The sequence below is a fragment of the Flectobacillus sp. BAB-3569 genome (assembly GCF_002270355.1).
Lineage (GTDB): Bacteria > Bacteroidota > Bacteroidia > Cytophagales > Spirosomataceae > Flectobacillus > Flectobacillus roseus.
In genome coordinates this window covers 68598-93949 of sequence record NZ_NJFZ01000001.1, presented here as the reverse complement: position 1 = coordinate 93949, position 25352 = coordinate 68598, and the positions used below count along the sequence as shown (strand labels likewise).

23 protein-coding genes are annotated in these 25352 nt (G+C 37.0%); 15 read left to right on the top strand and 8 right to left on the bottom strand.

Annotated elements, in window-relative coordinates; translation table 11 throughout:
• Positions 1-16 precede the first annotated feature (16 nt).
• Together BWI92_RS00335 and BWI92_RS00330 are read left to right on the top strand one after the other, a co-directional pair.
• Entirely contained in the window at positions 17-1342 is a 1326-nt protein-coding gene (locus tag BWI92_RS00335) for an AAA family ATPase (RefSeq protein WP_176464325.1), read from the top strand.
• A 126-nt stretch (positions 1343-1468) separates the two neighbouring features.
• On the top strand, positions 1469-2512 hold the full coding sequence (locus BWI92_RS00330) for a 5-methylcytosine restriction system specificity protein McrC (RefSeq protein ID WP_095160135.1): 1044 nt from the start codon (positions 1469-1471) through the stop codon (positions 2510-2512).
• Here the strand turns inward: BWI92_RS00330 and BWI92_RS00325 are convergent.
• From BWI92_RS00325 to BWI92_RS00305, 6 genes are all read right to left on the bottom strand, one after another.
• Positions 2475-2978: a DUF6702 family protein gene (locus BWI92_RS00325; RefSeq protein WP_141234659.1), complete on the bottom strand. Its 504-nt coding sequence runs from the start codon at positions 2976-2978 to the stop codon at positions 2475-2477. The two genes, BWI92_RS00330 and BWI92_RS00325, sit on opposite strands and share 38 nt — an antisense overlap.
• 65 nt (positions 2979-3043) lie before the next feature.
• Positions 3044-3433, bottom strand: a complete 390-nt coding sequence (locus BWI92_RS28575; RefSeq protein WP_310588844.1) for a site-2 protease family protein — start codon at positions 3431-3433, stop codon at positions 3044-3046.
• Positions 3412-4428 (bottom strand): site-2 protease family protein, encoded by a 1017-nt coding sequence (locus BWI92_RS00320; RefSeq protein ID WP_310588843.1) that lies wholly within the window; start codon positions 4426-4428, stop codon positions 3412-3414. Before BWI92_RS00320 ends, BWI92_RS28575 begins: the two co-directional genes overlap by 22 nt.
• 136 nt (positions 4429-4564) lie before the next feature.
• On the bottom strand, positions 4565-5716 hold the full coding sequence (locus BWI92_RS00315; protein ID WP_095160133.1) for a 1-deoxy-D-xylulose-5-phosphate reductoisomerase: 1152 nt from the start codon (positions 5714-5716) through the stop codon (positions 4565-4567).
• A gap of 127 nt (positions 5717-5843) precedes the next feature.
• Positions 5844-6476, bottom strand: coding sequence for a rhomboid family intramembrane serine protease (locus tag BWI92_RS00310; RefSeq protein ID WP_095160132.1), 633 nt, complete (start codon positions 6474-6476; stop codon positions 5844-5846).
• A 184-nt stretch (positions 6477-6660) separates the two neighbouring features.
• A complete protein-coding gene (locus BWI92_RS00305; RefSeq protein ID WP_095160131.1) occupies positions 6661-7632 on the bottom strand; it encodes a polyprenyl synthetase family protein in 972 nt (323 codons plus the stop codon).
• Positions 7633-8070: 438 nt separating this feature from the next.
• Between BWI92_RS00305 and BWI92_RS00300 the strand changes: the two genes are divergently transcribed.
• The 13 genes from BWI92_RS00300 (at position 8071) to BWI92_RS00245 (ending at position 22831) form a co-directional block, all read left to right on the top strand.
• Positions 8071-8886, top strand: a complete 816-nt coding sequence (locus BWI92_RS00300) for a 3'-5' exonuclease (RefSeq protein ID WP_095160130.1) — start codon at positions 8071-8073, stop codon at positions 8884-8886.
• A gap of 232 nt (positions 8887-9118) precedes the next feature.
• Positions 9119-9448, top strand: a complete 330-nt coding sequence (gene nuoK / locus BWI92_RS00295; RefSeq protein ID WP_095160129.1) for an NADH-quinone oxidoreductase subunit NuoK — start codon at positions 9119-9121, stop codon at positions 9446-9448.
• Positions 9449-9515: 67 nt separating this feature from the next.
• Positions 9516-11417 (top strand): NADH-quinone oxidoreductase subunit L, encoded by a 1902-nt coding sequence (gene nuoL, locus BWI92_RS00290; RefSeq protein ID WP_095160128.1) that lies wholly within the window; start codon positions 9516-9518, stop codon positions 11415-11417.
• A gap of 75 nt (positions 11418-11492) precedes the next feature.
• Positions 11493-12944 carry a NuoM family protein gene (locus BWI92_RS00285; protein WP_095160127.1) on the top strand — a complete coding sequence of 484 codons (1452 nt, stop codon included), beginning with the start codon at positions 11493-11495 and terminating at the stop codon, positions 12942-12944.
• Positions 12945-12996: 52 nt separating this feature from the next.
• Positions 12997-14418: an NADH-quinone oxidoreductase subunit N gene (locus BWI92_RS00280; protein WP_095160126.1), complete on the top strand. Its 1422-nt coding sequence runs from the start codon at positions 12997-12999 to the stop codon at positions 14416-14418.
• A 2-nt stretch (positions 14419-14420) separates the two neighbouring features.
• Positions 14421-14594, top strand: a complete 174-nt coding sequence (locus BWI92_RS28025) for a hypothetical protein (protein WP_229362615.1) — start codon at positions 14421-14423, stop codon at positions 14592-14594.
• A 17-nt stretch (positions 14595-14611) separates the two neighbouring features.
• Positions 14612-14917 (top strand): GtrA family protein, encoded by a 306-nt coding sequence (locus tag BWI92_RS28020; protein ID WP_229362613.1) that lies wholly within the window; start codon positions 14612-14614, stop codon positions 14915-14917.
• Between the two features lie 362 nt (positions 14918-15279).
• Positions 15280-15465 (top strand): hypothetical protein, encoded by a 186-nt coding sequence (locus BWI92_RS00270; RefSeq protein WP_095160125.1) that lies wholly within the window; start codon positions 15280-15282, stop codon positions 15463-15465.
• 96 nt (positions 15466-15561) lie between these two features.
• On the top strand, positions 15562-16170 hold the full coding sequence (locus BWI92_RS00265) for a SprT-like domain-containing protein (RefSeq protein ID WP_095160124.1): 609 nt from the start codon (positions 15562-15564) through the stop codon (positions 16168-16170).
• 27 nt (positions 16171-16197) lie between these two features.
• On the top strand, positions 16198-19611 hold the full coding sequence (gene porU, locus BWI92_RS00260; RefSeq protein WP_095160123.1) for a type IX secretion system sortase PorU: 3414 nt from the start codon (positions 16198-16200) through the stop codon (positions 19609-19611).
• 96 nt (positions 19612-19707) lie between these two features.
• On the top strand, positions 19708-20868 hold the full coding sequence (porV, locus tag BWI92_RS00255) for a type IX secretion system outer membrane channel protein PorV (protein WP_141234658.1): 1161 nt from the start codon (positions 19708-19710) through the stop codon (positions 20866-20868).
• A gap of 120 nt (positions 20869-20988) precedes the next feature.
• Complete coding sequence (locus tag BWI92_RS00250) at positions 20989-22278, top strand: pitrilysin family protein (RefSeq protein WP_095160122.1); 1290 nt, start codon at positions 20989-20991, stop codon at positions 22276-22278.
• Between the two features lie 115 nt (positions 22279-22393).
• Positions 22394-22831 (top strand): CBS domain-containing protein, encoded by a 438-nt coding sequence (locus BWI92_RS00245; protein WP_095160121.1) that lies wholly within the window; start codon positions 22394-22396, stop codon positions 22829-22831.
• A gap of 213 nt (positions 22832-23044) precedes the next feature.
• Here the strand turns inward: BWI92_RS00245 and BWI92_RS00240 are convergent, their stop codons facing one another.
• Both BWI92_RS00240 and BWI92_RS00235 read right to left on the bottom strand, forming a co-directional pair.
• Positions 23045-23959: a PfkB family carbohydrate kinase gene (locus tag BWI92_RS00240; protein ID WP_095160120.1), complete on the bottom strand. Its 915-nt coding sequence runs from the start codon at positions 23957-23959 to the stop codon at positions 23045-23047.
• A gap of 90 nt (positions 23960-24049) precedes the next feature.
• The gene (locus tag BWI92_RS00235; protein WP_095160119.1) at positions 24050-25225 is read right to left on the bottom strand and encodes a hypothetical protein; all 1176 of its coding nucleotides are present in this window, start codon (positions 25223-25225) and stop codon (positions 24050-24052) included.
• Positions 25226-25352 lie beyond the last annotated feature (127 nt).

Sequence of the window (25352 nt, the reverse complement as noted above, 5' to 3'; positions counted from 1 at the left end):
TGTTTATCTTTGCTTTATGTCTTTTCAAAAAAATAGAAACTATTGGTGGCTCAATCTTAATCCTAAAACAGGGTCAATTGATCAGCTCCGCTATCACCAATCACAACACTTTACCTCACATAACGAATTCGGAAACAAACGCCGTATTTACCAGCACTTTCAATCAGTACAAAAAGGTGACTGGGTGATTGGGTATGAAAGTACACCCATCAAACAGATCAAAGCAATACTAGAAATTACCGAACCACTACATGTACATCCTGTAGCTGGTGAATCTATTGCATTTTGTTTGAAGGAAAAACTCCCTTTTCCGATTGAATGGGCAGAACTCAAGCAAATTCATTTTCTGAAAGACTCAGATATTCTGAAGAATAATCAAGGAAGCTTATTTCAAATCTCTGAAGACGAATTTGAAGCAATTCAGGCAATGATAGATTTACAAAAAGAATCTATTGTAGCCGAAAATATTATCATTCCCTTCGAAAGAAATGATGCTTTAGCAGACTTATTTATCGAGGCAGAGCAGTTTGACGAAATAGTTGAGACACTCAAGTATAAAAAGAATATTATCCTTCAAGGCCCTCCTGGAGTCGGCAAAACCTTCCTTGCCAAAAAGCTCGCTTATACGCTTATTGGTACAAAAGACGAATCAAGAATAAAGATGGTGCAGTTTCATCAGTCGTATTCCTACGAAGATTTTATACAAGGATTAAGACCCGATGGTGACGGTGGTTTTAAGCTCAAAAATGGTGTCTTTTATGAGTTTTGTAAAATGGCGCAACGCAATGCAGGAATCGACCATTTCTTTATTATTGATGAAATAAATCGTGGAAATCTAAGTCGTATTTTCGGGGAATTACTCTTACTTATTGAAAACGATAAGCGTGGACGAGCCAACGAAATTCCATTGACTTATGGTGACAAAGATGCTGAACCTTTTTCCGTTCCTGATAACCTTCATATCATCGGAACCATGAATACTGCTGACCGCTCATTGACTACGATTGACTATGCCCTTCGTCGTCGCTTTGCTTTTATCAGTTTACAACCATGTTTTAATGAACGATGGGTAAATTGCTTAGTCGGGCAAGGACTAGATAAGGAATTTGTGGAAGGTATTGCTCAAAAATTCAACTTACTCAATCAGGAAATTAGTCAAGATAGGCATTTACTAAAAGGCTTTCAAATCGGACATAGCTATTTTACACATTTTCCTGCAGGCGAAAACGCCCCAAAATGGTACAAACGTATTATTCAACTAGAAATAGCGCCTTTGCTGGAAGAATATTGGTACGACCAGCCCGAAAAGGTACAAAATTGCGTTGAAGAACTGCTTGGGTAGCTGTGGTCTTGTCTAGTTCGAGACTTAGTCTCGGACTATCTTTTGTTTCAGTTTATAAACTGTATAAAAATAAGTCCAAGACTAAGTCTTGAACTAGTCGTCGAGTATTTCTAACATAGACCCTACATGATTCCAATAGAAAATATTTACTTTTTGCTTTGTTATGCTTGGGATAAACTTGAGCAACGCCGCTTGGTAAAAGCTGGTGTGTCAGGGCAAAAAAGTATTTATGAATTATTAGCGAGTATCTTGGTTAGAGAGCTACCTATGCTTTGGAAGAAAGGATATTTCAAGAATTACACAGAACAAAATCAATATATCCAAGGCATACGAGGCAAAGTACATATTTCACCTTCTTTGGCAACTGGAGCATTTGAGAAAGGAATGGCGTATTGTGAGTTTGATGAATTTTCAGAAAATATTTTAGCCAATCAGATTTTAAAAAGTAGTCTAGTTAGGCTTCTTAAGGTATCGACCCTTTCAGAAAAAGTTCATCAAAGTTTATATACGGAATTACGAAGACTACATTATATCCAAGAAATATCTCTACACGAAGCATTGTTCCGTCAGGCTTTTGCCCAATGCCATCGAAATACAACCTATACGTTTTTACTACATATTTGTGAATTACTTTACTCTCAAAGTATGGTAAGTGAGCAAGGAGAAAGTATTTTATTTAGAGATTTTGAGCAAGATGATCGTAAAATGGCAGGTTTGTTTGAAGCTTTTGTACGTAATTTTTATAAAATAGAACTCAAAAGTGCGAAAGTTTTTAGAGAAAGACTTCAATGGAAACTAACAGGAACAGAACCACAATATTTGCCCAAAATGCAAACTGATATTAGTTTGATTTTGAACAATGGCAAAAAATTGATTATTGATACCAAGTACTATGCTCGTACTTTAAATACCTATTTTAACTCAGAAAAAATACATACCGAGAACCTATACCAGTTATTTGCCTACCTAAAAAATCAGCCTGACGAGCAGGCTGAAGGTATCTTATTGTATCCAACTGTAAAGCAATCTTTGAGCTTATCTTATACTTCTGAACAGCATCAAATCCGAATAGAAACTATCAATCTAGCTCAACCTTGGGAGAAAATCCACGAAGACTTATTGGAAATAGTGACTAAAAACCTACCCCAAACACCTTATTCTTTTGATTAAAAATAAAGGATTTTTTTTCTGACTGATAAAACAAATTAACCACATTGGTTTGGTCGTCAAACTCTTCCATCAATACATCGTTTTGAAGTTTTGAGCCATTGATTGGTTCTTGAGCAGGCATTTCGATATACAACCACATCGCATCTCCCTCTTGCTCTTTTCCTAAATAATGATAGGATACTCGCTGATTACGAGCATTGAACCACACAAAATGCTTTTGGATATATTTATCAATTTGTGGGTCAAACTTTTCAGTTTTGTCCAATACAATCTTCTTGCCTTGATTTTCTTTGGTCAATACTGTTTCTAAATCATCCTTAAAAACACGCAAACTTATCTCAAAGCTTTTCTCCTTTGCATTATAACGCATTTCAGTAATGCTAGTATGGAAAGCGTGCTTTTTGAAAGCCATCAATCCGAGCGATAGCATTACGCCCAAAAGCAAAAACCTGTAAGAGAATCTCACAGGTTTTTGAATATATTTTTTGATTTTATTAACATACGTTTGTTGAATGTATAAATTGGTTATTGCTAGAAAAGCTTTTTGAAAAGGCCATTTCCTAAAACGAATACCATCAAACCAAGTAAAATCACGGTTCCTACTTGTTGAGCGCGCTCCATGAATTTTTCTGATGGTGGGCGTCCTGTAATGATTTCAAACAACAAGAATAAAGCATGACCACCATCCAAAGCAGGAATTGGCAATAAATTCATAAATGCCAATGCCATTGAAAGTAAGCCTGTCAAGCTCCAGAAATTTAACCAATCCCAGTGTGAACCATACATGTCGGCAATTTCAAATGGGCCACTCAAAGCTTTGTCAGCACGTACTTGACCTGAGAAAATTTTCTTAAATCCTTGAATATTTTTCCACACTACATCAAATGCATTGCCAGCTCCTACCACAAAAGCTTGCCCCAAGGTATAATCTTCATGTGATTTTTGAACCAAATACTCTGGAAAAAACCTAAAGTACCATCCTCAGCAGTAGTCATACGAAGCGTATCCGCTTTACCAGCACGAATAATAGCCAAGGTTACTGGTTTGTTTTTATACTTTTGAAGTTCCTCCTTGAAAGTCTGGAAGTATTTCACTGGAGTGCCATTAATCGATACAATTTCGTCACCATCCTTCATCCCTGCTGTGTAAGCTGGTGCAGGGGCTGGCGCTGGATTACCTAAAAGTTTGTCTAAGAAAGAGGCTTCTTTTGGTTCAGCCACACGAGCTACTTTAAATTTGTATAAAGGCTGGATGAATTCTCCTTTTTGGTCAGATAGCTTATTCAAGAAATCACTTGGAATAACGATTTCTACCGTTTTCCCATTTCTATCAACTGTATAAACCGTCTTGTCTTCTAAAATAGCACCAGCAATATCAGTATAACTATGGAAGTCTTCACCATTTACTTTTAATACCTTATCACCTAACTGAAAGCCTACTTCTTTACCGAGTGCTCCAGCGTACAAACCTTCTTTATTTAGCTCAGCTTTAGAAATATAGTTATTACCTTCTTTGAAACTAATACCCCAGAAGATTAATACCCCTAAAATTACATTGACGATAATACCACCCAACATTACGATCAATCGTTGCCAAGCGGGTTTTCCACGAAACTCCCAAGGCTCAGGAGTAGCCGAAAGCTTAGACGCATCCTGTGTCTCGTCAATCATACCTGCGATTGACACATAACCACCGAGCGGAAACCAACCTAAACCATATTCTGTTTCGCCAATTTTCTTTTTGAACAAAGCAAAATTCAATAAAGTAGGTATTGGAAAAAGAAAATCGAAAAATAAGTAGAATCTATCTACTCGCATCTTAAACCATTTGGCAGTAATATAATGCCCAAATTCGTGTAAACTTACTAAAATTGACAAACCCAAAATGAGTTGTCCAACCTTCACTAGTCCTTCCATTGTTTAGCTTTTAGCCCCAGTCTGAACTTGTCAGACCAATACTGTTTTCTATTAAGGTTTTAAAAATATAATTTAGCTGAGAAAGTTCGTTTTCGATACTTTTATCTACATTCCTATTTCTCCTGTGGATAAACTCTTAGAGATTTTCACTTGCAAATACTCTCGTTGCAGCATCTGTTTGGATATAATCATCCAAAGTTGGATGCTTGATAAACAGAACTTTTGCCATACAAGTTTCAATCAAATCTGACATTTGTAAAAAGCCAATTTTATCTTCCAAAAAGGCAGCCACGGCTATCTCATTCGCAGCGTTCAAGATACAAGGCATATTTCCCCCCTGAGCCATTGCGTCAAATGCTAGTTGCAAGTTACGAAATGTTTCTTTATCAGGTTGCTCAAATGTAAGATTTGGATAATTAATGAAATCAAAACGAGGGAAGTCTGATTTTAGTCTGTTTGGAAAACCCAATGCAAACTGAATAGGGAGTTTCATATCAGGCAAACCCATTTGAGCTTTGATAGAGCCATCTTCAAACTGTACCAACGAGTGAATAATAGACTGTGGATGTACCACCACATCAATTTGAGAAGCATTAAGATTAAAAAGCCATTTTGCTTCAATTACCTCTAAACCTTTATTCATCAAGCTAGCCGAGTCGATCGTAATCTTAGCACCCATCACCCAGTTAGGGTGCTTCAGAGCTTGAGCTTTAGTTACATTAATTAATTCTTCACGTTTTTTTCCTCTAAAAGGACCACCCGATGCTGTCAAAATAATCTTTTCGATAGGATTATGGAACTCCCCTACCAAGCATTGAAAAATAGCCGAGTGTTCAGAATCGACAGGATAAATATTAACACCCTTTTGTTGTGCCAAGGCAGTAATCAACTCACCCGCCACCACCAAAGTTTCTTTATTAGCCAAAGCAATATGTTTGCCAGCTTCGATAGCTTTGATTGTTGGAAGTAAGCCCGCATATCCTACCATCGAAGTCAATACCATATCTATTGCTTCCATTTGTACAACCGACTCGAGGGCTTGTGCGCCTGCATATACTTTAATTCCGTATGGGTCGAGGGCATCAAAAACTTGGCTGTAAAGTGATTCATTACCAATCACAACACAATTGGGACGAAAAGCGAGGGCTTGTTCAATCAACAACTGAGCATTACTTTGAGCTGTAAGTACTTCTACTTCAAAAATAGTAGGATTCGCCTGAATTACTTCGAGGGCTTGTGTGCCAATCGAACCTGTCGAACCTAAAATAGCAATATTCCTTTTTTGCATAAATCTTAATGATGAAACAATCTATTCTGTTTGTTGTACTCAGATAGTTGAAGGGTTCTATGAGTGATGAATTTTGAGTGAAGAGTTGTGAGTATAAATATTTGCATTCAAAATTCACCAATAATACTTAAAGCCCACCTCCCCAATGTAAAATCTGATTTGTAAAAATCATAAGTACTTTTGGATAGATAATAATTGTAATGATTACACCGTATAAAGCGCCATACAAATGTGCATCGTGATTGATGTTCGACATACTTCTTTTGGACATATAAATAGAATAGCCTGTAAACAAAAATCCATAAACAATGGCAGGAATGGGTAAAATAGCAAAAATATAAAGGCTTTGAGTTGGTGCAAACAAAATAGCAGCAAACAACACACTAGATACACCACCTGAAGCACCAAGAGAATTATAACTAAATTGATTCCTATGTTTAAAAAAAGTAGGTAAATCCGAAACAATGATACCTCCGATATAGAGCAATAAATAGAGCAAAGCACCATTCCCGGGTGAAATTTGATTGTAAATCTGCTCCATCATATTACCAAAAGAATACAGGGTAAACATATTTACAAACAAATGACCAAAGTCTGCATGAACAAAACCTGAAGTTACAAAACGCCAATACTCTTGACGGCGACTAATTGAATAGGGATTCAAAACAAGCTTATCCATAAGCTCGTAATTACGAAAGGCGAGAATACTAACCAACGCTGTAATCAGGATTAGTACTTCATTTAGAGATAAATCTGCCATTTGTTAGAAATAAAAATAAAAACAGTCAGACCAGGTCCGACTGTTCATAAAGTTTTTGAATATTGAGTGTATAGACTCTATGAAACTCAGGAGCTTCTTTAAAACTACCAGTTTTATCAATAAAATAAGCCAAAAGCCTACAGCCCATAGCTTACGGACAACAGCCGTATTCTACAAATTTAAACTAAACTTCTCTATCAATCAAAATATTAGCAAATGCCCTCAACTCCGCTTTACGCTCAGCTTCAACTTTTAGGCTATCTAGCAATTCAAAGGCTTTTTGGAAATAGTCATTGATTTTAGCTTCAGCCATTTTGCGAATTTCAAGTTTGTCATAAATACCTCTCACGGCGTTTACTTTTTCAGCCGGGTCAAAAGTTTTTAAGGATAACCAATATTCAAGCTGTGTTTTAGTTTCGCCAGTAGCTTGACCTAGTGCTTCAATCAGCATATAAGTTTTTTTATTAGAAATAATATCACCTCCCACTTGCTTACCAAACTTAGCTGGGTCGCCATAAACATCTAACAAATCATCCTTCAACTGAAAACCTAAACCAATATTAATACCCAAATCATATAATGTTTGACAAGTTTTATCACTTGCGCCACCAATGATTCCGCCTAGTTCGAGGGCAAAACCCAAAAGTACGCTAGTTTTCAGGCGAATCATTTCGATATATTCGTCCTCCGTCACATTTTCACGAGTCTCAAAATTCATATCAAACTGTTGTCCTTCACATACTTCGGCCGCCGTACGATTGAAGCGTTGTAATGCTTTTTTCAAGTTTTTATCTTCTACAAAAAGCATCAACTCATAGGCTTGTACCAACATCACATCTCCTGAAAGAATAGCAGTATTGTCATTCCATTTGGCATGAACGGTGGGCTTTCCACGACGCAAGGGCGCTTTGTCCATAATATCGTCGTGCATTAGGGTAAAATTATGGAAAACTTCTACTGCGGTTGCTGGTTTGATGGCTTTTTGCCATTCGTCTGTAAACAAAGCCGTCGACATCAAGGTCATAAGTGGGCGTAAACGCTTGCCTCCCAAAGACATCAAGTAACGAATAGGCTCATAAAGTTCAACCGGCGATTGCCCGTATTGTTGTTGCTGAAATTCTTCTTCTAAAGCTTGGATAAACTGTTTTGTGGTCATACTTTAATCCAACTACTAAGCTGGATACTAAGGGTGATAAATAATGATTGGTGAATTTGAATTGTCAAATTCTATCTATGCGAACATTTATTTTTTGTTCAGGATATAACTCTCAATGTGTTTTAGAGCATTCTTATTGTATATCGCTAAAAAGTATCTTCAACTCTATGAGATTTTTATACTTAACATTGAAGATAACTTTATTGATTAGGGTCTCTATCTACTAAATAAACTTCAGATAAAGTATCATCTATGAAGCTATTTTAATCCAACTGTAAACTACAAACGTTGTACAAAATCGATTTAGTAGAATAACTGAAAATACTCATTTTTTGTTATGTTTTGCCAAAAATAGAAATAAGAAGTGAAACCCAACACAGGAATCAACTATATTTTCTCTAACTTTGCAGAGCCTCATCTCACCTGAGGGCTAGCCTTATGCTTACACATCAATTAAACCTTCGCAAGCCACTCGCCTTTTTCGATTTGGAAACAACAGGCGTGAATGTTATCAAAGACCGTATCGTCGAAATCAGTATTGCCAAAGCAAATATTGATGGGACAGTAACGGTCAAAACTCGTCGTGTCAATCCAGGAATGCCAATTCCAGTGGAGTCATCGATGGTCCACGGTATTTATGATGACGATGTTGCCAATGAGCCATCATTCAAGCAAATTGCCAAATCTATGGCTCAATTCTTGGAGGGTTGTGACTTAGCGGGCTTCAACTCGAATCGCTTTGATGTACCAATGTTGGTTGAAGAATTTTTGCGCAATGATGTAGAATTCGATGTCAAAAACCGTCGCCTTATCGATGCTCAAAGGATTTTTCACATGATGGAACCACGAAACCTTTCGGCGGCTTATAAGTTCTACTGTAGTAAAGAGCTTATTGATGCGCACTCAGCCGAAGCGGATACGATTGCAACGTTGGAAATTTTGAATGCCCAAGTTAAACGATACGAAGGTGTCGTCATCAAAAACGAGAAAGGGGAAGATTTCGTCCCTGTCAAAAATGATATGGATGCACTTCATGAGTTAACTTCTGCCAAACTGGTAGATTTTGCGCAAAGAATTGTGTTCAATCGTGAAGGCGTAGAAGTAATCAACTTTGGAAAGCACGCTGGAAAGCCTGTAGTACAAGTACTTAAGGACGAGCCATCGTATTATGATTGGATGATGAAAGGCGATTTTCCACTTGATACTAAGCGAAAACTTACCGAGATAAAGTTACGAGCTTTTAATAATCGTTAATAGGGAAAATAATTATAATGAAAAACCGCTTGTATTTGGTTCATATTTTAGCGACTTTTCAAACATATTCCTTATTTTTGCCCCGAATTTTCCGAAAACTGTAAGAACTATAAATGAGCCTCGCACTTCGAGGTTAACCATTTAAAGTTGAATGTTTAGACGAATCTATTCTTTCTTAGTTTGACAAAAACAAAAGAGATAGACTTCATCTATCCACCAAACTTAAAGACTTATGCAACAAATACCTGACGTTATCCGACAAATTCCTCTGAACAACTATGTGTGGTTCAGTACGGCTTTATTTTGTATCGGCATTATTGGAGTATTAACACGCCGAAATGCAATCATCATCTTTATGTCAGTCGAATTGATGCTAAATGCAGCCAATCTTCTTTTAGCAGCCTTTTCTTCGTACAAAGCTGACCCAACTGGGCAAGTATTTGTATTCTTTATTATGGCTGTGGCGGCTGCCGAAGTAGCGGTAGGTTTGGCCATCATTGTGATGATTTATCGCAATATTCAATCAATTGATGTAGGTATTTTGAATAAATTAAAGTGGTAATTATCAGGTGTGAGTATTTGTTTTAAATCATTTACAGCAAGACTCACTGCTTATAGCTCTAAAAATTATGTCATTAGCAGTACTTATCCCCCTTTTTCCACTAATTGGTTTTTTAATCAACGGGCTTGGATTCCGTCGTGTACCAAAATCATTAGTTGGTGTAATTGGCTCGGCAGCAGCGTTGGCTTCATTTGCCTGTGCGCTTAGTCTGTTCCTCAACTTTTCTGGACAGCCAGAAGTTGCTCATATCTTCGACTGGATTACCATCGGAGATCTCAACATTTCGATGTCATTTCAAATCGACCAATTGTCCTTGTTGATGTTGTTGATTATCACAGGAGTTGGTTCTTTGATTCACATATACTCAATTGGTTATATGCACCACGATGAAGGTTTTGGAAAGTTCTTTGCTTTCTTAAACCTTTTCTTGTTCTTCATGCTCTTGTTGGTATTGGGTTCAAACTACGTGGTAATGTTTATCGGTTGGGAAGGCGTAGGTTTATGTTCTTATTTATTGATCGGTTTCTGGAACAAAAACACTAACTACGGCAATGCAGCTCGCAAAGCCTTTATTATGAACCGTATTGGTGACTTAGGCTTTTTATTAGGTATCTTCCTTATTATCACACACTTTGGCACCGTTGAGTACGCTGACGTATTTAGCAAAGTAGCTGAAGGTGGTTATGAGTCAGGTGACAAAACGTTGATGTACATCACGCTTTTGTTATTTGTAGGAGCCATGGGTAAATCAGCTCAAATTCCATTGTACACCTGGTTGCCAGATGCGATGGCGGGTCCTACTCCTGTATCAGCCTTGATTCACGCTGCAACGATGGTAACTGCGGGTATCTACATGATTATCCGTTCTAATGTGTTGTATAGCCTTTCACCAGAAACACTTGAAGTGATTGGATGGGTAGGTACAGCAACAGCATTGTTGGCAGCATCAATTGGTTTGTTACAAAACGACATCAAAAAAGTACTGGCTTATTCAACTGTTTCGCAGTTAGGATATATGTTTATGGGCTTAGGCGTCATGGCTTATAGTTCTTCTTTCTTCCACGTAATGACTCACGCATTCTTCAAGGCATTGTTGTTCTTGGGTGCAGGTTCAGTAATTCATGCGATGTCAGATGAACAAGATATTCGTTCAATGGGCGGTTTGCGTAAAAAATTACCAATTACATTCATTACATTCTTGATTGCTACAATTGCAATTTCTGGTATTCCTCCATTTGCAGGTTTCTTCTCAAAAGATGAAATTTTAGCTCATGTATACGAGCACAACAAATTGATGTGGGTATTGGCATTGGCAGGATCTATGATGACATCATTCTATATGTTTAGATTATTGTTCTTGACATTCTTCGGAGAATTTAGAGGAACTCACGAACAAGAGCATCATTTGCATGAATCACCAATTGCCATGACAGCGCCATTAATGATTTTGGCAGTACTTTCGGCAGCAGGTGGTTTCTTTAACTTACCACATATTTTTGGTGGACATGCAAGTCTTGCCACTTTCATGGAGCCATTGTTTGCTCAAAGTCATGTGGAAGCTCATGCCCCAGACGAAGCTACAGAAAAAATGTTGATGATTATTTCTGTGATAGCAGCTTTGGTTTCAGCAGCTGTTGCTTATGTGATTTATGTGAGTAAAAAGGCTGTTCCAGACGCAGATGGTACTGAGACAGGTCTTCAAAAAGTGGTTTATAACAAATATTATATCGACGAACTTTATGATACTGTATTTGTAAAACCAATCACAGCACTTTCGAATGCATTTTATTCATTTGTTGAATTCTTGGTTATCGACTTGATTGTTGAAGGAATTGGCAAATTAGTAAAAGGCATTGCTGGCGAAGCACGTTTGGTACAAAATGGTACAACAGGCTATTACATCTTCGCTATGGTAATTTCGATTGCTGTCATGTTGATTTGGGGTTTAAGAATCTTCATTTTAGGTTAATATTTCCCCGAAGGTATTCAGCTGTTTTCAGAACAGTTTTTCTAAATAGAATGATTAACAGATAACGTTTTTATAATGTTAACACTTACACTCATACTTCTTCCCATTATCGCAGGGTTGTTGACCCTTAGCACGAAAGGAGAAAATGCGAAAGTTATAGCTTTGGTAGCCGCATTAGTCGAGCTAGCTTTAGGAGCTTATACATTCTTTGCTTTTGTACCAGACGCTACCAGCCAGTTTGGCGTATCGTATAATTGGATTGCATCAGCAGGCATCAAATTCTCAGTGGGTATCGATGGCATCAGCCTTATTTTGGTGAGCCTTACAACGTTGGTAGTGCCTTTTATTATTCTATCAACTTTTCAAAACAACTACGAAAAAGCATCTACATTCTACTCACTCATCTTGTTTATGCAAGCGGGTTTAGTAGGTGTATTCACTGCAAAAGATGCTTTCTTGTTCTATTTCTTTTTCGAAGCAGCCCTTATCCCAATTTACTTCATTGCAGCAATTTGGGGTGGTGAAAATAGAATCAAAGTAACTTTCAAGTTCTTCGTTTATACTATTTTCGGATCATTATTTATGTTGTTAGCTTTGGTTTATTTGTACATCAAAACGCCAACACATAGTTCTGAAATTACAGCATTGTACGAAACAGCGAGATTACTTGATGCGTCTCAACAAGGCTTTATCTTCTGGGCGTTCTTTATAGCTTTTGCTATCAAAATGCCTTTATTCCCATTCCACACATGGCAACCAGACACATACGTTGAAGCTCCAACGGCTGGTACAATGTTATTGTCAGGTATTATGTTGAAAATGGGTACTTATGGTTTGATTCGTTTATTGTTACCAATTGCACCACTAGGCGTTAAAGCATGGGGGACAGTTGCTGTTGTTTTGGCCATTATCGGAATCGTATATGGTTCAATCATCGCCATTCAGCAAAAAGATATGAAGCGTTTGATTGCTTATTCATCTTTCGCACACGTTGGCCTTATGGCAGCAGGTATTTTCTCTGGCAACTTAGACGGTATTCAAGGTTCGTTAATTCAAATGCTTGCGCACGGTATCAACGTAGTGGGTTTATTCTTCGTCGTAGAAATCATCCAACAACGTACCAAGTCTCGTGAATTATCTAGCTTAGGAGGTATTACCCAAACTACCCCACAATTGACGGTATTATTTATTATCATCATGTTGGGCTCAGTAGCATTACCATTAACAAATGGATTCGTTGGTGAATTCTTGTTATTGAAAGGCGTATTTGAGTACAACGCTTGGATGGGGGCAGTTGCAGGACTTACAATTATCCTTGGTGCAGTGTATATGCTACGCTTAGTACAAAAATCAATGTTTGGAACAACTACTTCATTGACTGAAGGATTTGAAGACCTTGGCTTGACAGAAAGAGCTACTTTATTGCCAATTGCAACATTAGTAATTGTATTAGGTATTGTGCCTAATATCATACTGAAAGCTTCTGAGCCTGCGGTAAGTCAATTGTTATCAATCATAAATAAGTAAGAAATTTAATCAAGTCTGATGGTTCTGCTGTCAGACTTAGGATATAGCAGATATGAACGCAATTATAGCTTTATCACTCTTTGGTATTTCCAATTTGTTTTTAGGGTTTTTGAACAACCGTAAAATCTTATTGCCAGCCACCCTCCTATTCGTTCTGATAGCTCTAGGGCTAAATCTAGCCGACTGGAATCATGAGTACTATTGGTTTCACAATATGCTCAAGACTAATAACCTTTCTATCAACTTTACCTCTATTATCTTGGTAGCAACGGCATTGGTTGTAGCAATTTCACGTGGTTTTGGGGAAGATGAAGAGCATACTCACCCAGCTGAATATTATGCGATTTTGCTTTTTTCAGTGGTGGGAGCCATTATGATGGTTACTTTTCAAAGCTTGTTTATGTTATTCGTAGGTATCGAGATTCTATCTGTTGCGATGTACGTACTTACAGGATCTGATAAACGTAATCTTCGATCAAACGAAGCAGCTCTTAAGTATTTCTTGATGGGGTCGTTTGCTACTGGTATTATGCTATTTGGTATTGCATTGGTTTATGGAGCAACAGGATCTTTCGATATCAATGGAATAGGCAATATGGTTAATCAAGCCAAATTACAAGATATCATGTTGAATCCTTATGGTCCTATTCTTTACGGTGGTATCATTTTGATTTTCGTTGGTTTACTATTCAAAATCTCGGCAGCTCCTTTCCACTTCTGGACGCCCGATGTATACGATGGAGCGCCAAGCATCTTTACAGCATTCATGTCGACGGTTGTAAAAACGGCTGGTGTAGCTGCTACTTACCGTCTACTTTCAATTTCATTTCCAGCGGTGTATGGTTTGTGGGGTAATCCATTAGTGTATATTACATGTTTGACTTTGTTTATTGGTAATATTACGGCTGTTTATCAACAAAGTTTCAAGCGTATGTTGGCATACTCAAGTATTTCACACGCTGGTTATTTATTGATTACCGTTTTGGCCAAAACTCCAACTACTAATTCTTCAATCTTGTTCTATTCTTTGGCTTATTCAATTGCTACTATCTCTGCATTTGCAGTATTAATGGCAGTATCTGAAGCGCAGGCTAAAACAGGTAAAACAGACGAAAGCTTTAATGCTTTAAATGGTCTTGCTAAAAACAATCCACTACTAGCATTTGCTTTAGCGGTATCAATGTTGTCTTTGGCAGGTATTCCACTTACGGCAGGGTTCTTTGGTAAGTTTTTTATTTTCGCAGATGCCTTTAGTAATGTATCTAGTCTATTCAAAACAATTGCAGTTGTAGCGATTTTGATGTCTACTGTTGGTATTTATTACTACTTTAAGCCAATCATTGCAGCCTATTTGAAGAAAGGTGATTTAGAGAAAATTGAATTGTCTCCGATTTATAAACTTACATTGATTATAACAACAGCCTTGACAATCCTATTGGGTATTGCTCCAGATCTTGTTAAAAATATTTTCTAAAAGTGTCAAAACAAAAACAATCAAAACTGCTTAACAAGAAAGATTTCATTGCTTACTTTCTCGTAGCAGGTACAGGAGCAGTAGTTCAATTAGTGTCAGGTAGTATTTTAAGAAATCAGTTTGATTTAACCTATGGTGCATCTGTTTCTTATGGATATATTATCTCTTTTTTGTAGGATTCACACTCACAAAAATGTTTGCATTTGATGCAAGAAACTCAAATCAAACACGTCGTGAAATGGTCAAATTCATGATGGTAGCTGCTGGCTCGTGGGGAGTAACTTGGTTTTTTGCAGTAGCTTCACTATCATTCGTAAATCAAATGCTAGGAGAGCGAACATTTACTTTGCCCATTTTACAAAAAAGTATTAATCCAAATGAGCTAGGATGTCAAATTGTAGGCATGGGATTTAGTTTTGTTTTTAACTACATCATGCACAAAACCTTCACTTTTAGAAGTACTGGTTTTTATAACAGACTCAAGGCGTTCATTCGATAATTATCATTAAAAAGTCCCTACTGGTAAATGTTCAGTAGGGACTTTTATATTTTATCCAGTATCAAGATTTGCATCACTATTTATCTTGAAAAGCTCTTGAAAAATTAAAGACCCTAAAAATATCACAAAATCAAGATGTAAACACATCATAATTAGTGTCTTAAAAGGCAAAAATTAAAATTTTCTAATGTTTTTACTAGATGGTTACAAGCAAATATTATAACTATTCAAATAAAATAAAGTAATAAATAAAGAATTTATCAGGAATTATTAAAAATTAATTAAAATTATTGCTCAATAACTTGGAGGGAATATAAGTTGTACTTAACTTTGTAACTCAAACCTTAAACACCACAAAAGAAATGAAAAAATTGTTCGCATTCGCATTAGTAGCTGGTATGATGTCATTGGCTGCTTGTTCAGAGAAGAAAGCTGAAACTACTGCTGTTGATTCAGCTGCTACAGCTGTAGATACTACTGTTGCTGTTGACACTGCTGCTGCTGATTCAGCTGCTGTTGATACTGCTGCTGCTCCTGCTGCTCACTAGTATTCCTGAACGATTTCGAAAGAAATTTGGAAAAGCCTCATTTAGAATGAGGCTTTTTACTTTTATAGTCCTTCTGTTTTTCTGTATATTAGAGTCATGAAAAACGATTACGCCACCTTTCAACAGTATTTTCCCACTGAGGCTGTACCTTACTGTTTCCAACTTTGGAAAAAACATCAATTCCATTTTAAGATAACTCGTCCTCGCAACTCCAAATTAGGTGATTATTCTTTTCGTCGTGAAAGTGGTCATCAGATAACCGTTAATCAGAATCTCAATCCATACGCATTTACCATTACCTATATCCATGAAGTAGCGCATCTAGTAACTTTTACACATTACAAACGCCGTAAAGAGCCTCACGGGAAAGAATGGAAGATGATGTTCAAAAAGCTATTTCTCCCAATCCTCAACACAGAAGTTTTTCCTGATAGTATTCTATCTCCATTAACTGCCTATTTAGAAAACCCTTCTGCAAGTACACAAGGTTGTATTCCTTTGAGTAATGCGCTCCGAGCATTTGATACCCCAATTCTTCTCGATGAACATATTCCTTTAACCCAAGTTGAAGTAGGTAAAAGTTTTATTGTCAATGGTAGAAGCTTTGTAAAAGGTGAACTTAGAAGAACTCGCTTTTTATGTACCGAAACTACAACAGGAAAACGTTATGTAGTAGCAGCGAATGCGCTAGTCAAATTGTTATAAATAGAAAGGAAGGCTAATAGAAAAAAGATGAAAAACTGGTTGAAGGCATTAATCTTGATAGTTTTAATAATTTATACTAATGAAGGCATAGCTCAAAAAAGCGTACTTTCGGAGGGTAACTGGATAAAAGTTGGCGTTACACAAAGTGGTATATATAAAATTGATAAAGACATTTTAAGCAAAGCAGGATGGTCTTTGAGTCAAATCACACCACAGAATCTTAAATTATATGGTAATGGTGGTAAAATGTTACCTCAAAAAAATAGCACCTATCGCCCTAGCGACTTAATTGAAAACGCAATTTTGGTTCGAGGCGAACAAGATGGTAAGTGGGATGATACAGATTATATTCTTTTTTATGGAGAAGCACCCCAGCAACTGATTTTTGATAATGCTCAGAAGCAAATTTCTCATCAAATCAATACTTATTCCGACACAACCTATTACTTTCTGACTGTATCGAGTGGTAATGGACAAAGAATTAAAACTGCTACAGATGTTAAGTCTACCAATACGATTCGCCTTTTTGATGATTATCAATTTCATGAAATAGATAAACGTAATATTTTGGCGCAAGCCCCATTTGCAGGTTCTGGACAAGAGTGGTACGGAGAGGAATTTATCGCCAATAGTCAACAGGTTTTTAGTTTTGTCGGTCAAGGCATAGCCAGTAACTCGCAAATATCCTTAACATCGTCGGTACTCAATACCTCGTATGGCACGACAGCTTTTAATCTTACGATGAATAATCAAGCTGTGGGCACACAAAATATGGATGGTATCACGGCAAGTACCTATGATTATAAAGGAAAAGCAGCAAAAAATATTTTTAGTATCAATAGTGGATTAGTTACTTCGGATGTCATTAATGTAGGATTGACTTTCGACAGAAAAAATCTTACATCGGGTGGTGCCTTTTTGAATTTTCTGAGTATCCAACTCAAAAGGAATATCAAGCTCAACAACGCAACATCCCTACGATTTAGGGCATTTGAGCAACTTCAATATAAAGACTTTCAGTGGCAAATTTCGGATACCGACAACACTCTTTCTGTCTGGAATATTACCAATCCTACTGTTCCTGTGAATCAAACACTAACTCAAAATAGCGAAGGTTGGACCATTTCAGGAACACAAAGCAATTTGCAAGAATATATTCTTTTTAGAGAATCAAGCGCACTGCAACCCGCTTTTAGTACTAAAATAGATAATCAAAATTTGCATGGACTCAAAACGCCAGATTTGGTAATTGTCTGTGGAGTATCCATTCAAAATAGTGCTGAAGCTTTGGCAAACTTCAGACGTAGCCATGATAAACTTGATGTAGTAGTGGCGACCAAAGAAAGTATTTACAACGAATTTTCTTCTGGGAAGCAAGACATTACAGCGATTCGTGATTTTGTAAAATACTTATACGATCAAAATCCAACCAAACTAAAATACTTACTCTTGTTAGGTGATGCGTCCTATGATTTCAAAAGACGAAGTCAGGTCGTTGGAGATGAGGTCAAAAATATCTATATACCTGCTTATCAAAGTAGAGAATCGCTACACCCTATCTTAAGCTATGCATCCGACGATTACTTTGGATTTTTGGAAGCAGAGGAAGGAGATTGGGAAGAAAATGCCAATGGTAATCATACCCTCGATATTGGCGTAGGTCGTCTACCTGTGAAAACCAAGGCAGAAGCAAATGATATAGTGACCAAGCTTATCTCTTATCACAATAGTAGTAAAGCAGGAGATTGGCGTTCAAAAATCACTTTTGTGGCAGATAATGGCGATGGCAACCTACATCAAGGCGATGCAGAAGATTTTTCTCAACTAGTAGAGAAACTTTACCCCTCCTATCAAAGTCAAAAGATTTATTTAGATAATTATCCCTTATTGTCTTTGGCTGAGGGACAAAGAAGTCCTCAAGCTAAAGATGCCCTCTTTCAAGCACTACAAAATGGATCTTTGATAGTAAATTATAATGGACATGGTGCCGAAACAGGATGGACTGAAGAGCAGATTTTAACGATTAATGATATTGATAAATTGAGCAATCTCAAAAATCTACCCGTGATGCTTACAGCCACCTGCCAGTTTGGTCGGTATGATGATCCCAATCAGGTTTCAGGAGCCGAATTAGCACTATTGAGCAATCGAGGAGGAGCAATTGCGCTATTAACGACAACCCGTCCTGTTTATCAAAGTACAAATTATTTAATCAACGAAGCATTCTATCAAAATGTATTTCCTACCAACGCTCAGGCAACGCAACGCCTAGGAGATATTGTCAGAAGTACAAAGAATGCCAGTGTCGTAGGAGTTGTGAATCGAAATTTTAGTCTGTTGGGCGACCCATCTATGCAGTTATTGTATCCACAACAAAAGATTACCATCGACAGTATGCTTGTACAAGGTAGAGGGCTGACAGATACCCTCAAAGCATTGGAACAGGTTCGTATTGTGGGAAAAGTTCGAGCCAATAGTGGGATTGTCGACACACAGTTTAGTGGAACAGTACAAATAATCCTGTATGATAAAGCACAAAAAGTAAGTACTCTTGGTGCTAACAATGCCCCATTTGTTTACCTTGATTACAATAACATTTTATTCAAGGGCACTGCTACTGTAAGTAAAGGGCGATTTGAAACAACTGTTGTATTACCGAAGGATATTAATTATCAATATGGGGAAGGAAAGTTTTCATTATATGCCCAAAGCAGCACAGGATTAGCAGATGCAATCGGTTTTGAAAGACCAATGATAGGAGGTTCTGGTAAAATTCAGAAAGTTGATAATACAGGACCAAAAATTCATTTATATTTAGATGAAAAAATTGAAAAAGAGACGTATATTACAACGCCTAATCCTCGGCTATTAGTAGATTTAGAAGATGAAAGTGGCATTAATATTGCAACAGACGGCTTAGGTCATCAAATACTATTAACGCTCGATGATAGTACTCAAGTAATACTAAATCAGTACTATACAAGTGCGCTTAATACCTACCAACAAGGCAATATTATCTATGATTTTAAAGGTCTCGCAGAGGGAGATCATAAATTATCAATAAAAGTTTGGGATACATACAATAATTCATCAGAAAACTCGTTGCGATTTAAGGTTGTCCAAGATAACATCTCTTCCTTAAAAAATATCAAGTCCTTTCCTAACCCATTCATTGATAAGGTATATTTCAGTTTTGAGCACAATAGAGAGGGCGATGATGTAGATATTACTCTCCAAATTTTTGATTCCAGAGGAACACTTGTCAAAGAGATTTCTCAACAAGCATACGACATTTCGAGTCCCTATGACAAAATTTATTGGGATTTATCAGAAGATTCTGGTAGGATTGTAAGAGATGTTTACTTTTATCGTATTTTTGTAAAGTCACGAACAATATCATATCAGGCTTCAGCAAACGGCAAATTGGTATCCGTTAAATAATTTAAGTAAAGGATTTTAGGGCATGGCTTCTGTTTAGCATAAAAATATATTACTTTTGGAACGTGCCTCATCCGAACAACTTTAACTTTAAAAACAATGATTAGAAAAGTTACAAACGCTCTAAGAGCGTCTTTGATGCTTGGATTGACAATGTCTGCTGCAAGTGTTGTAGCTCAAGTTAGAAATGCACCGTCACCGGTAATTACTTCTTTAATTCAAACTCCAGATGCACGTGCTGCCGGTATGGGTGACGCTGGTGTGGCAACATCAAACGCTGATGGTGATGCTAATGCAATTTTTTGGAATCCAGGTAAAATGCCTTTCTCTAACAAAGATATTGGTGTTTCTTTATCATACACTCCATGGCTTCGCCAATTGGTAAATGACATGGCTCTCCTAAATGTTAGCGGATACAAAAAATTAAAAGGTGGCGATGTAATTGGACTATCTCTCCATTATTTTGACATGGGAGTATTCCAACAAACTGATAACAATGGTTCTATTCTAGGTAATTTCAACTCAAAAGAATATGCCCTTACAGGTTCTTATTCTCGTAAGTTATCTGATAAACTAGGTTTGGGGGTTAATATCAAATATATCAACTCTACATTGTTTAACGGAACGGTAACTAACTCATCAGGTGGTACATTTACTGCTCAACCAGTAAACTCTGTAGCTGCGGATATTGGTATTTTCCATACATCCAAAACTGATAAGCCTTGGAATTACAACTGGGGGGTAGCAATCCAAAACATTTCTGGTCGTGTATCTTATGGTGGTAATGAATCTAACTTCATTCCAACTAACTTAAAGGCTGGTTTTGCTGCTATCAACTCTATCGATGCTAGTAACAAGCTTACTTTGACATTGGATATCAATAAATTGATGGTGCCAACTCCAAAGTATGATTCAAATGGTAAATTAATTCAGCCTTCTACTGCTATTGGTGGTATCTTGGGTTCATTTGGTGATGCACCAGGTGGTTTCAGCGAAGAATTGAAGGAAGTTAATGTTTCATTCGGTACAGAATATTTGTATAATGATATGTTTGCTGGACGTGTTGGTTACTTCTACGAAAATGGATGGAAAGGTAACCGTAAATACGCAACAGTTGGTTTTGGTATCAAAATTGAGAAAAAATATAGTTTAGATTTCTCATACTTGGTTCCTACTGGAAGTGGAAGCCCATTGGCCAACACACTTAGAGTTTCTTTGCAAGCAAACTTAAATTCAGCACCAAAAGTATCAGCGAACTAAGACTCCAAGATATTTGATTAATAGAAAAGACATTTCTTCGGAAATGTCTTTTTTGTTTTTATACTCTTCAATGACTAATTTCAGCTTTCACTTTATTCATCCAAAAGCATTCTCATATACATGGCTATAGATATTTTAGATCGTTCTATTACTCCTGCATTTCAAACAATTCAAGAGGTATTTATTCCTCCTGTAAAAAATGTCACGTTGAGCAATGGTTTACCTCTTCATATTATCAACGTAGGCGAGCAACCTATAATCAAATTAGAGCTAATTTTTAACGCCGGCAATTGGTTTGATGATAACAAAGGGATTTCTTTTTTTACTGCTAAAATGCTCAATGAAGGAACCTCTGCTCATAACTCCGCAAGTATTAATCAATTTTTTGATCAATATGGTGCCTTTACTGAGTTTACGCATAGTGTAGATAGAGCTAGCTTTGTCCTTTATGGCTTGAGTAAACATCTAGGACAATTACTACCTATGGTTCAGGAGATTTTGCAAGATTCCATTTTCCCTCAAAAAGAATTAGATACTATCAAAAAAATCCAACAACAAACCATTCAGGTTAATCAAGAGAAAACTTCCTTTGTAGCAAATCAAAAAATTCGAAATAGTATTTTTGGTGAAACTCATCCCTACGGTACTAATTTAACACAGGAAGTTATTGAAAGCATTACCAGAGAAAATTTGGTAAAGTATTATCAATCTCACTGGCAAAATCAGCCATTCAGAATATTTCTTTCTGGAAAAATCACAGAGCAAGAGATAGAAGTGGTAAACAATATTCTTGGCAGTATTCCTGTTGGTGGTGGTCATACAACAAGCTATGAGCACACTGATGGAGGACTTGATGCAACTTCATTTTTGATTGAGAAAGAGAATGCACTACAATCTTCTATCCGTTTGGGGAAACAACTATTCACTCGTTCACATCCAGATTACTTTAATATGTTAATCGTAAATGAGGTACTGGGAGGATATTTTGGATCAAGACTTATGAAGAATATTCGTGAAGAAAAAGGGCTTACCTACGGTATTGGCTCTAATGTGGTTCCTTTCTCAAAAAATGGATATTTTATTGTTGGCACTGACGTTAAAAAAGAATTTACTCAACTAACTATCGACGAAATTATAAAAGAGATTCAAGTACTCCGTACCGAACTTGTCTCGGAGGAAGAACTCAGCACTGTTAGGAATTATATGTCTGGAGCATTCGCTGGCTCATTGAATACGCCATTTGAAATCGCAGATCGTTACAAAGTGATTATGTCAGAACAATTACCTCTTGACTTTTATCAGCAGTATTTCCAACATATTCAGCAAATCACTTCTGAGGATATTTTGGAAGCCGCTCAAAAGCATCTCGACCCAGCTTCGCTTATCGAAGTAGCTGTCGGTGGTAAATAAAGATAGGTAGTTTCTATTATTTTGAACAACAAAGATGGATTTTTGAAAGAATAATTTGGTTTTAAGAAAGAAGATAGTTAATTTATTAGTAATCAAATTCTTAAAACCGACAGTTATGAAAAAAGTATCCCATCTCATCTTACACAAAGGAAATACAGTCAATACCATTGAGGCTCATAAACCTGTTTTTGAGGCTCTAGAAATTATGATTTCCAAAAATATTGGTGCACTCATCGTGTATCAAGATGGCGAATATAAAGGTTTGCTTACAGAACGAGACTACGCGCGGAAAGTGGCGATTATGGGTAAAAACTCACACGACACAACAGTTGCGGAAATCATGCAAGCCAATCCAACATCGGTAAAATTTGAGGATAGTATTGAGCGATGTATGGAAATTATGTCAGACAAACACATCCGCTATTTACCTGTTGTTGCCGATAAGCATGTAGTTGGTTTGGTATCCATGGGAGATTTGGTCCGTTTTATTATTGAAGATCAAAAAAATACGATCAATCATTTACAAAACTTTATCTCAGGAGCTGTATCATAATCGAGTGAGTGGTAATTGAGTGTATGAGTGATTATTTTAATACTGGTAGAGACGCAACACTTTAGGTCTAAAGAGCTGGTATTTTGAAATATAGCATCAAAAAAGGCGTTCGAAAAACTAATTTCGAACGCCTTTTTTTTGATGAAAACTTGGAGAATGATCCTAAAATTCGGGATAACTCATGTTTCCTGAAAATATTGTGGAGTATAATTTCTATACTTCGAAACCAGCCAACTCTTTGAACTCTTGTACACGTGACAAAAGTTCTTCATAAGTCAAGTCAATCAAACGCTCTGTACCGAATTTTTCTACACAGAATGACGCCATAGCTGAACCATAAACGATTGCACGCTTCATATTTTCAAAGCTAATATCATCTGTCTTAGCAAGATAACCGATAAAGCCTCCTACAAAGGTATCGCCAGCTCCAGTTGGATCAAATACTTCTTCTAATGGAAGTGCTGGACAGAAGAATAGTTTATCTCCTTGGAAAAGCAATGCGCCATGTTCACCTTTTTTGATAATCAAGGTTTTTGGTCCCATGCCTAAAATTTTCTTAGCAGCCAGACGTAAAGAATATTCACCAGACAACTGACGAGCCTCTTCATCATTGATACACAATACATCAATCATTTGAAGAACAGCTTTCAAATCATCCATAGCAATATCCATCCAGAAGTTCATGGTATCCATGACAATCAATTTCGGACGGTTTGCTAAACGCTCAATTACTGTTTTTTGTACAGCAGGAGTCAAGTTACCCAACATCAAATACTCACAGTCTTGGTATTCTGCTGGAACAATTGGGTCAAAATCAGCCAACACGTTCAACTCCGTTACCAAAGTATCTCTAGAGTTCATGTTGTTATGATAGCGACCAGCCCAGAAGAAAGACTTCTCTCCTTGTTTGATTTGAAGACCAGTGGTATCAATTCCCTTGTTTTGTAGTAATTCGATATATTCTTGAGGAAAATCTTCTCCTACTACAGCTACAAGGTTTACGGGTGTCTTGAAATATGAAGATGACAAAGAAATGAATGTTCCTGCGCCACCAATAATTTTATCTGTCTTTCCAAAAGGCGTCTCGATAGCATCAAACGCTACCGAACCAATAGCTAATAAACTCATTTAGTTTTTGTTATAGTTGAATAATTGGCAAAGATACAAAATACTCTGCAAACCAGAGAGTTCTCAAAACAGGAAACCAATATTTTGATATTAACCCACACGCGGACAACGCTTAAATGGTTTTTCTCTATCAAACAGATAGCGGTAGGTAATATATTGTTTGTCGAGAGTTGTACCCAATTGAGACACAAAACGATTCATTTTGGGGTTAAAATCGCCAACCCAGTTCATATCAATGGTTTCGTATTGGAAAAAAGGGTCTTTCATACCTTCCAAACGAAGTTTCATTGCTATAGCTGACTCCACGCCTTTTCCTTGATAATCTGGTACTACGCCAAAAATCAAACCGCAAGTACGCGTCACAACACCTCTCCAAAGTAAAAGCATAAACTTGATTTTTTCCCAAATCCCAAATTTTCCATTCAAGTGTTTGACAATTTGGTTGAGATCAGGAATTACGATAAAGAAGGCAATTGGTCTGTCGCCATCATAAGCAAACCATATCAATTGTTCGTCGATAATCGGTTTCATCTGAGCAACTAAGCTTTGTCCTTGCTCCTCGGTCATGGCCTTTACTCCTGGAAATTTTGCCCATGCTTCGTTATAAATAATACGGAAATCTTCTCCAAACTTGGGTAGCTCACGTTTCTTGATATGCTTAAAAGTAATATCAGGATTACCAAAAACACGGTTGGCTTTATCCATGACACTCTGAGTAGTCTTTGAGGTCAAGATACCCGCTGAATAAACATATTGTTGAAAATAGTCTTTGAAACCATAATCCTCAAAATACTGGATATAGTACTGCTTAGTCCAAGGCATTTTATAGGTAGGTTCATAGTCCCAACCTTTTATCATTAGTCCCCAAAAAGAATCACGTTCGCCAAAATTGATTGGTCCGTCCATTGCCTCCATACCACGATTAGCGAGCCATTCTTTACAGGTATCAAATAACAAAAATGCAGCTTCTTGATTCTCGATACACTCAAAAAAACCCATTCCACCAGTAGGCTGTTCTTCATTTTTGGCAGTTTCGTGATTAATAAATGCCGCTACACGCCCTATGGTTTCTCCTGTATCACTTTGTAAAATCCAGCGAATACACTCCCCGTGGTTAAAATGCTTATTTTTAGCAGGATTAAAGGTATTTTCTATATCTTGGTCAAGAGGACGAATCCAGTTAGTATCTTGGGCATATAATTTTACTGGAAACTCTAAAAACTCTTTTTGAAGCTTTTTATCATTAGCAACTTCTAAAATCCTCATCTGTTTGGTTGTTGATTAAAAGTTTTGGGCGAAAAAATCCTTCAAAGATAGTCTTTTTTACGTTATTTGATTGGACAGATTCGGTACAGGCTCAGACAAGCCTACAGATTGTGATATTTTTGTGAAG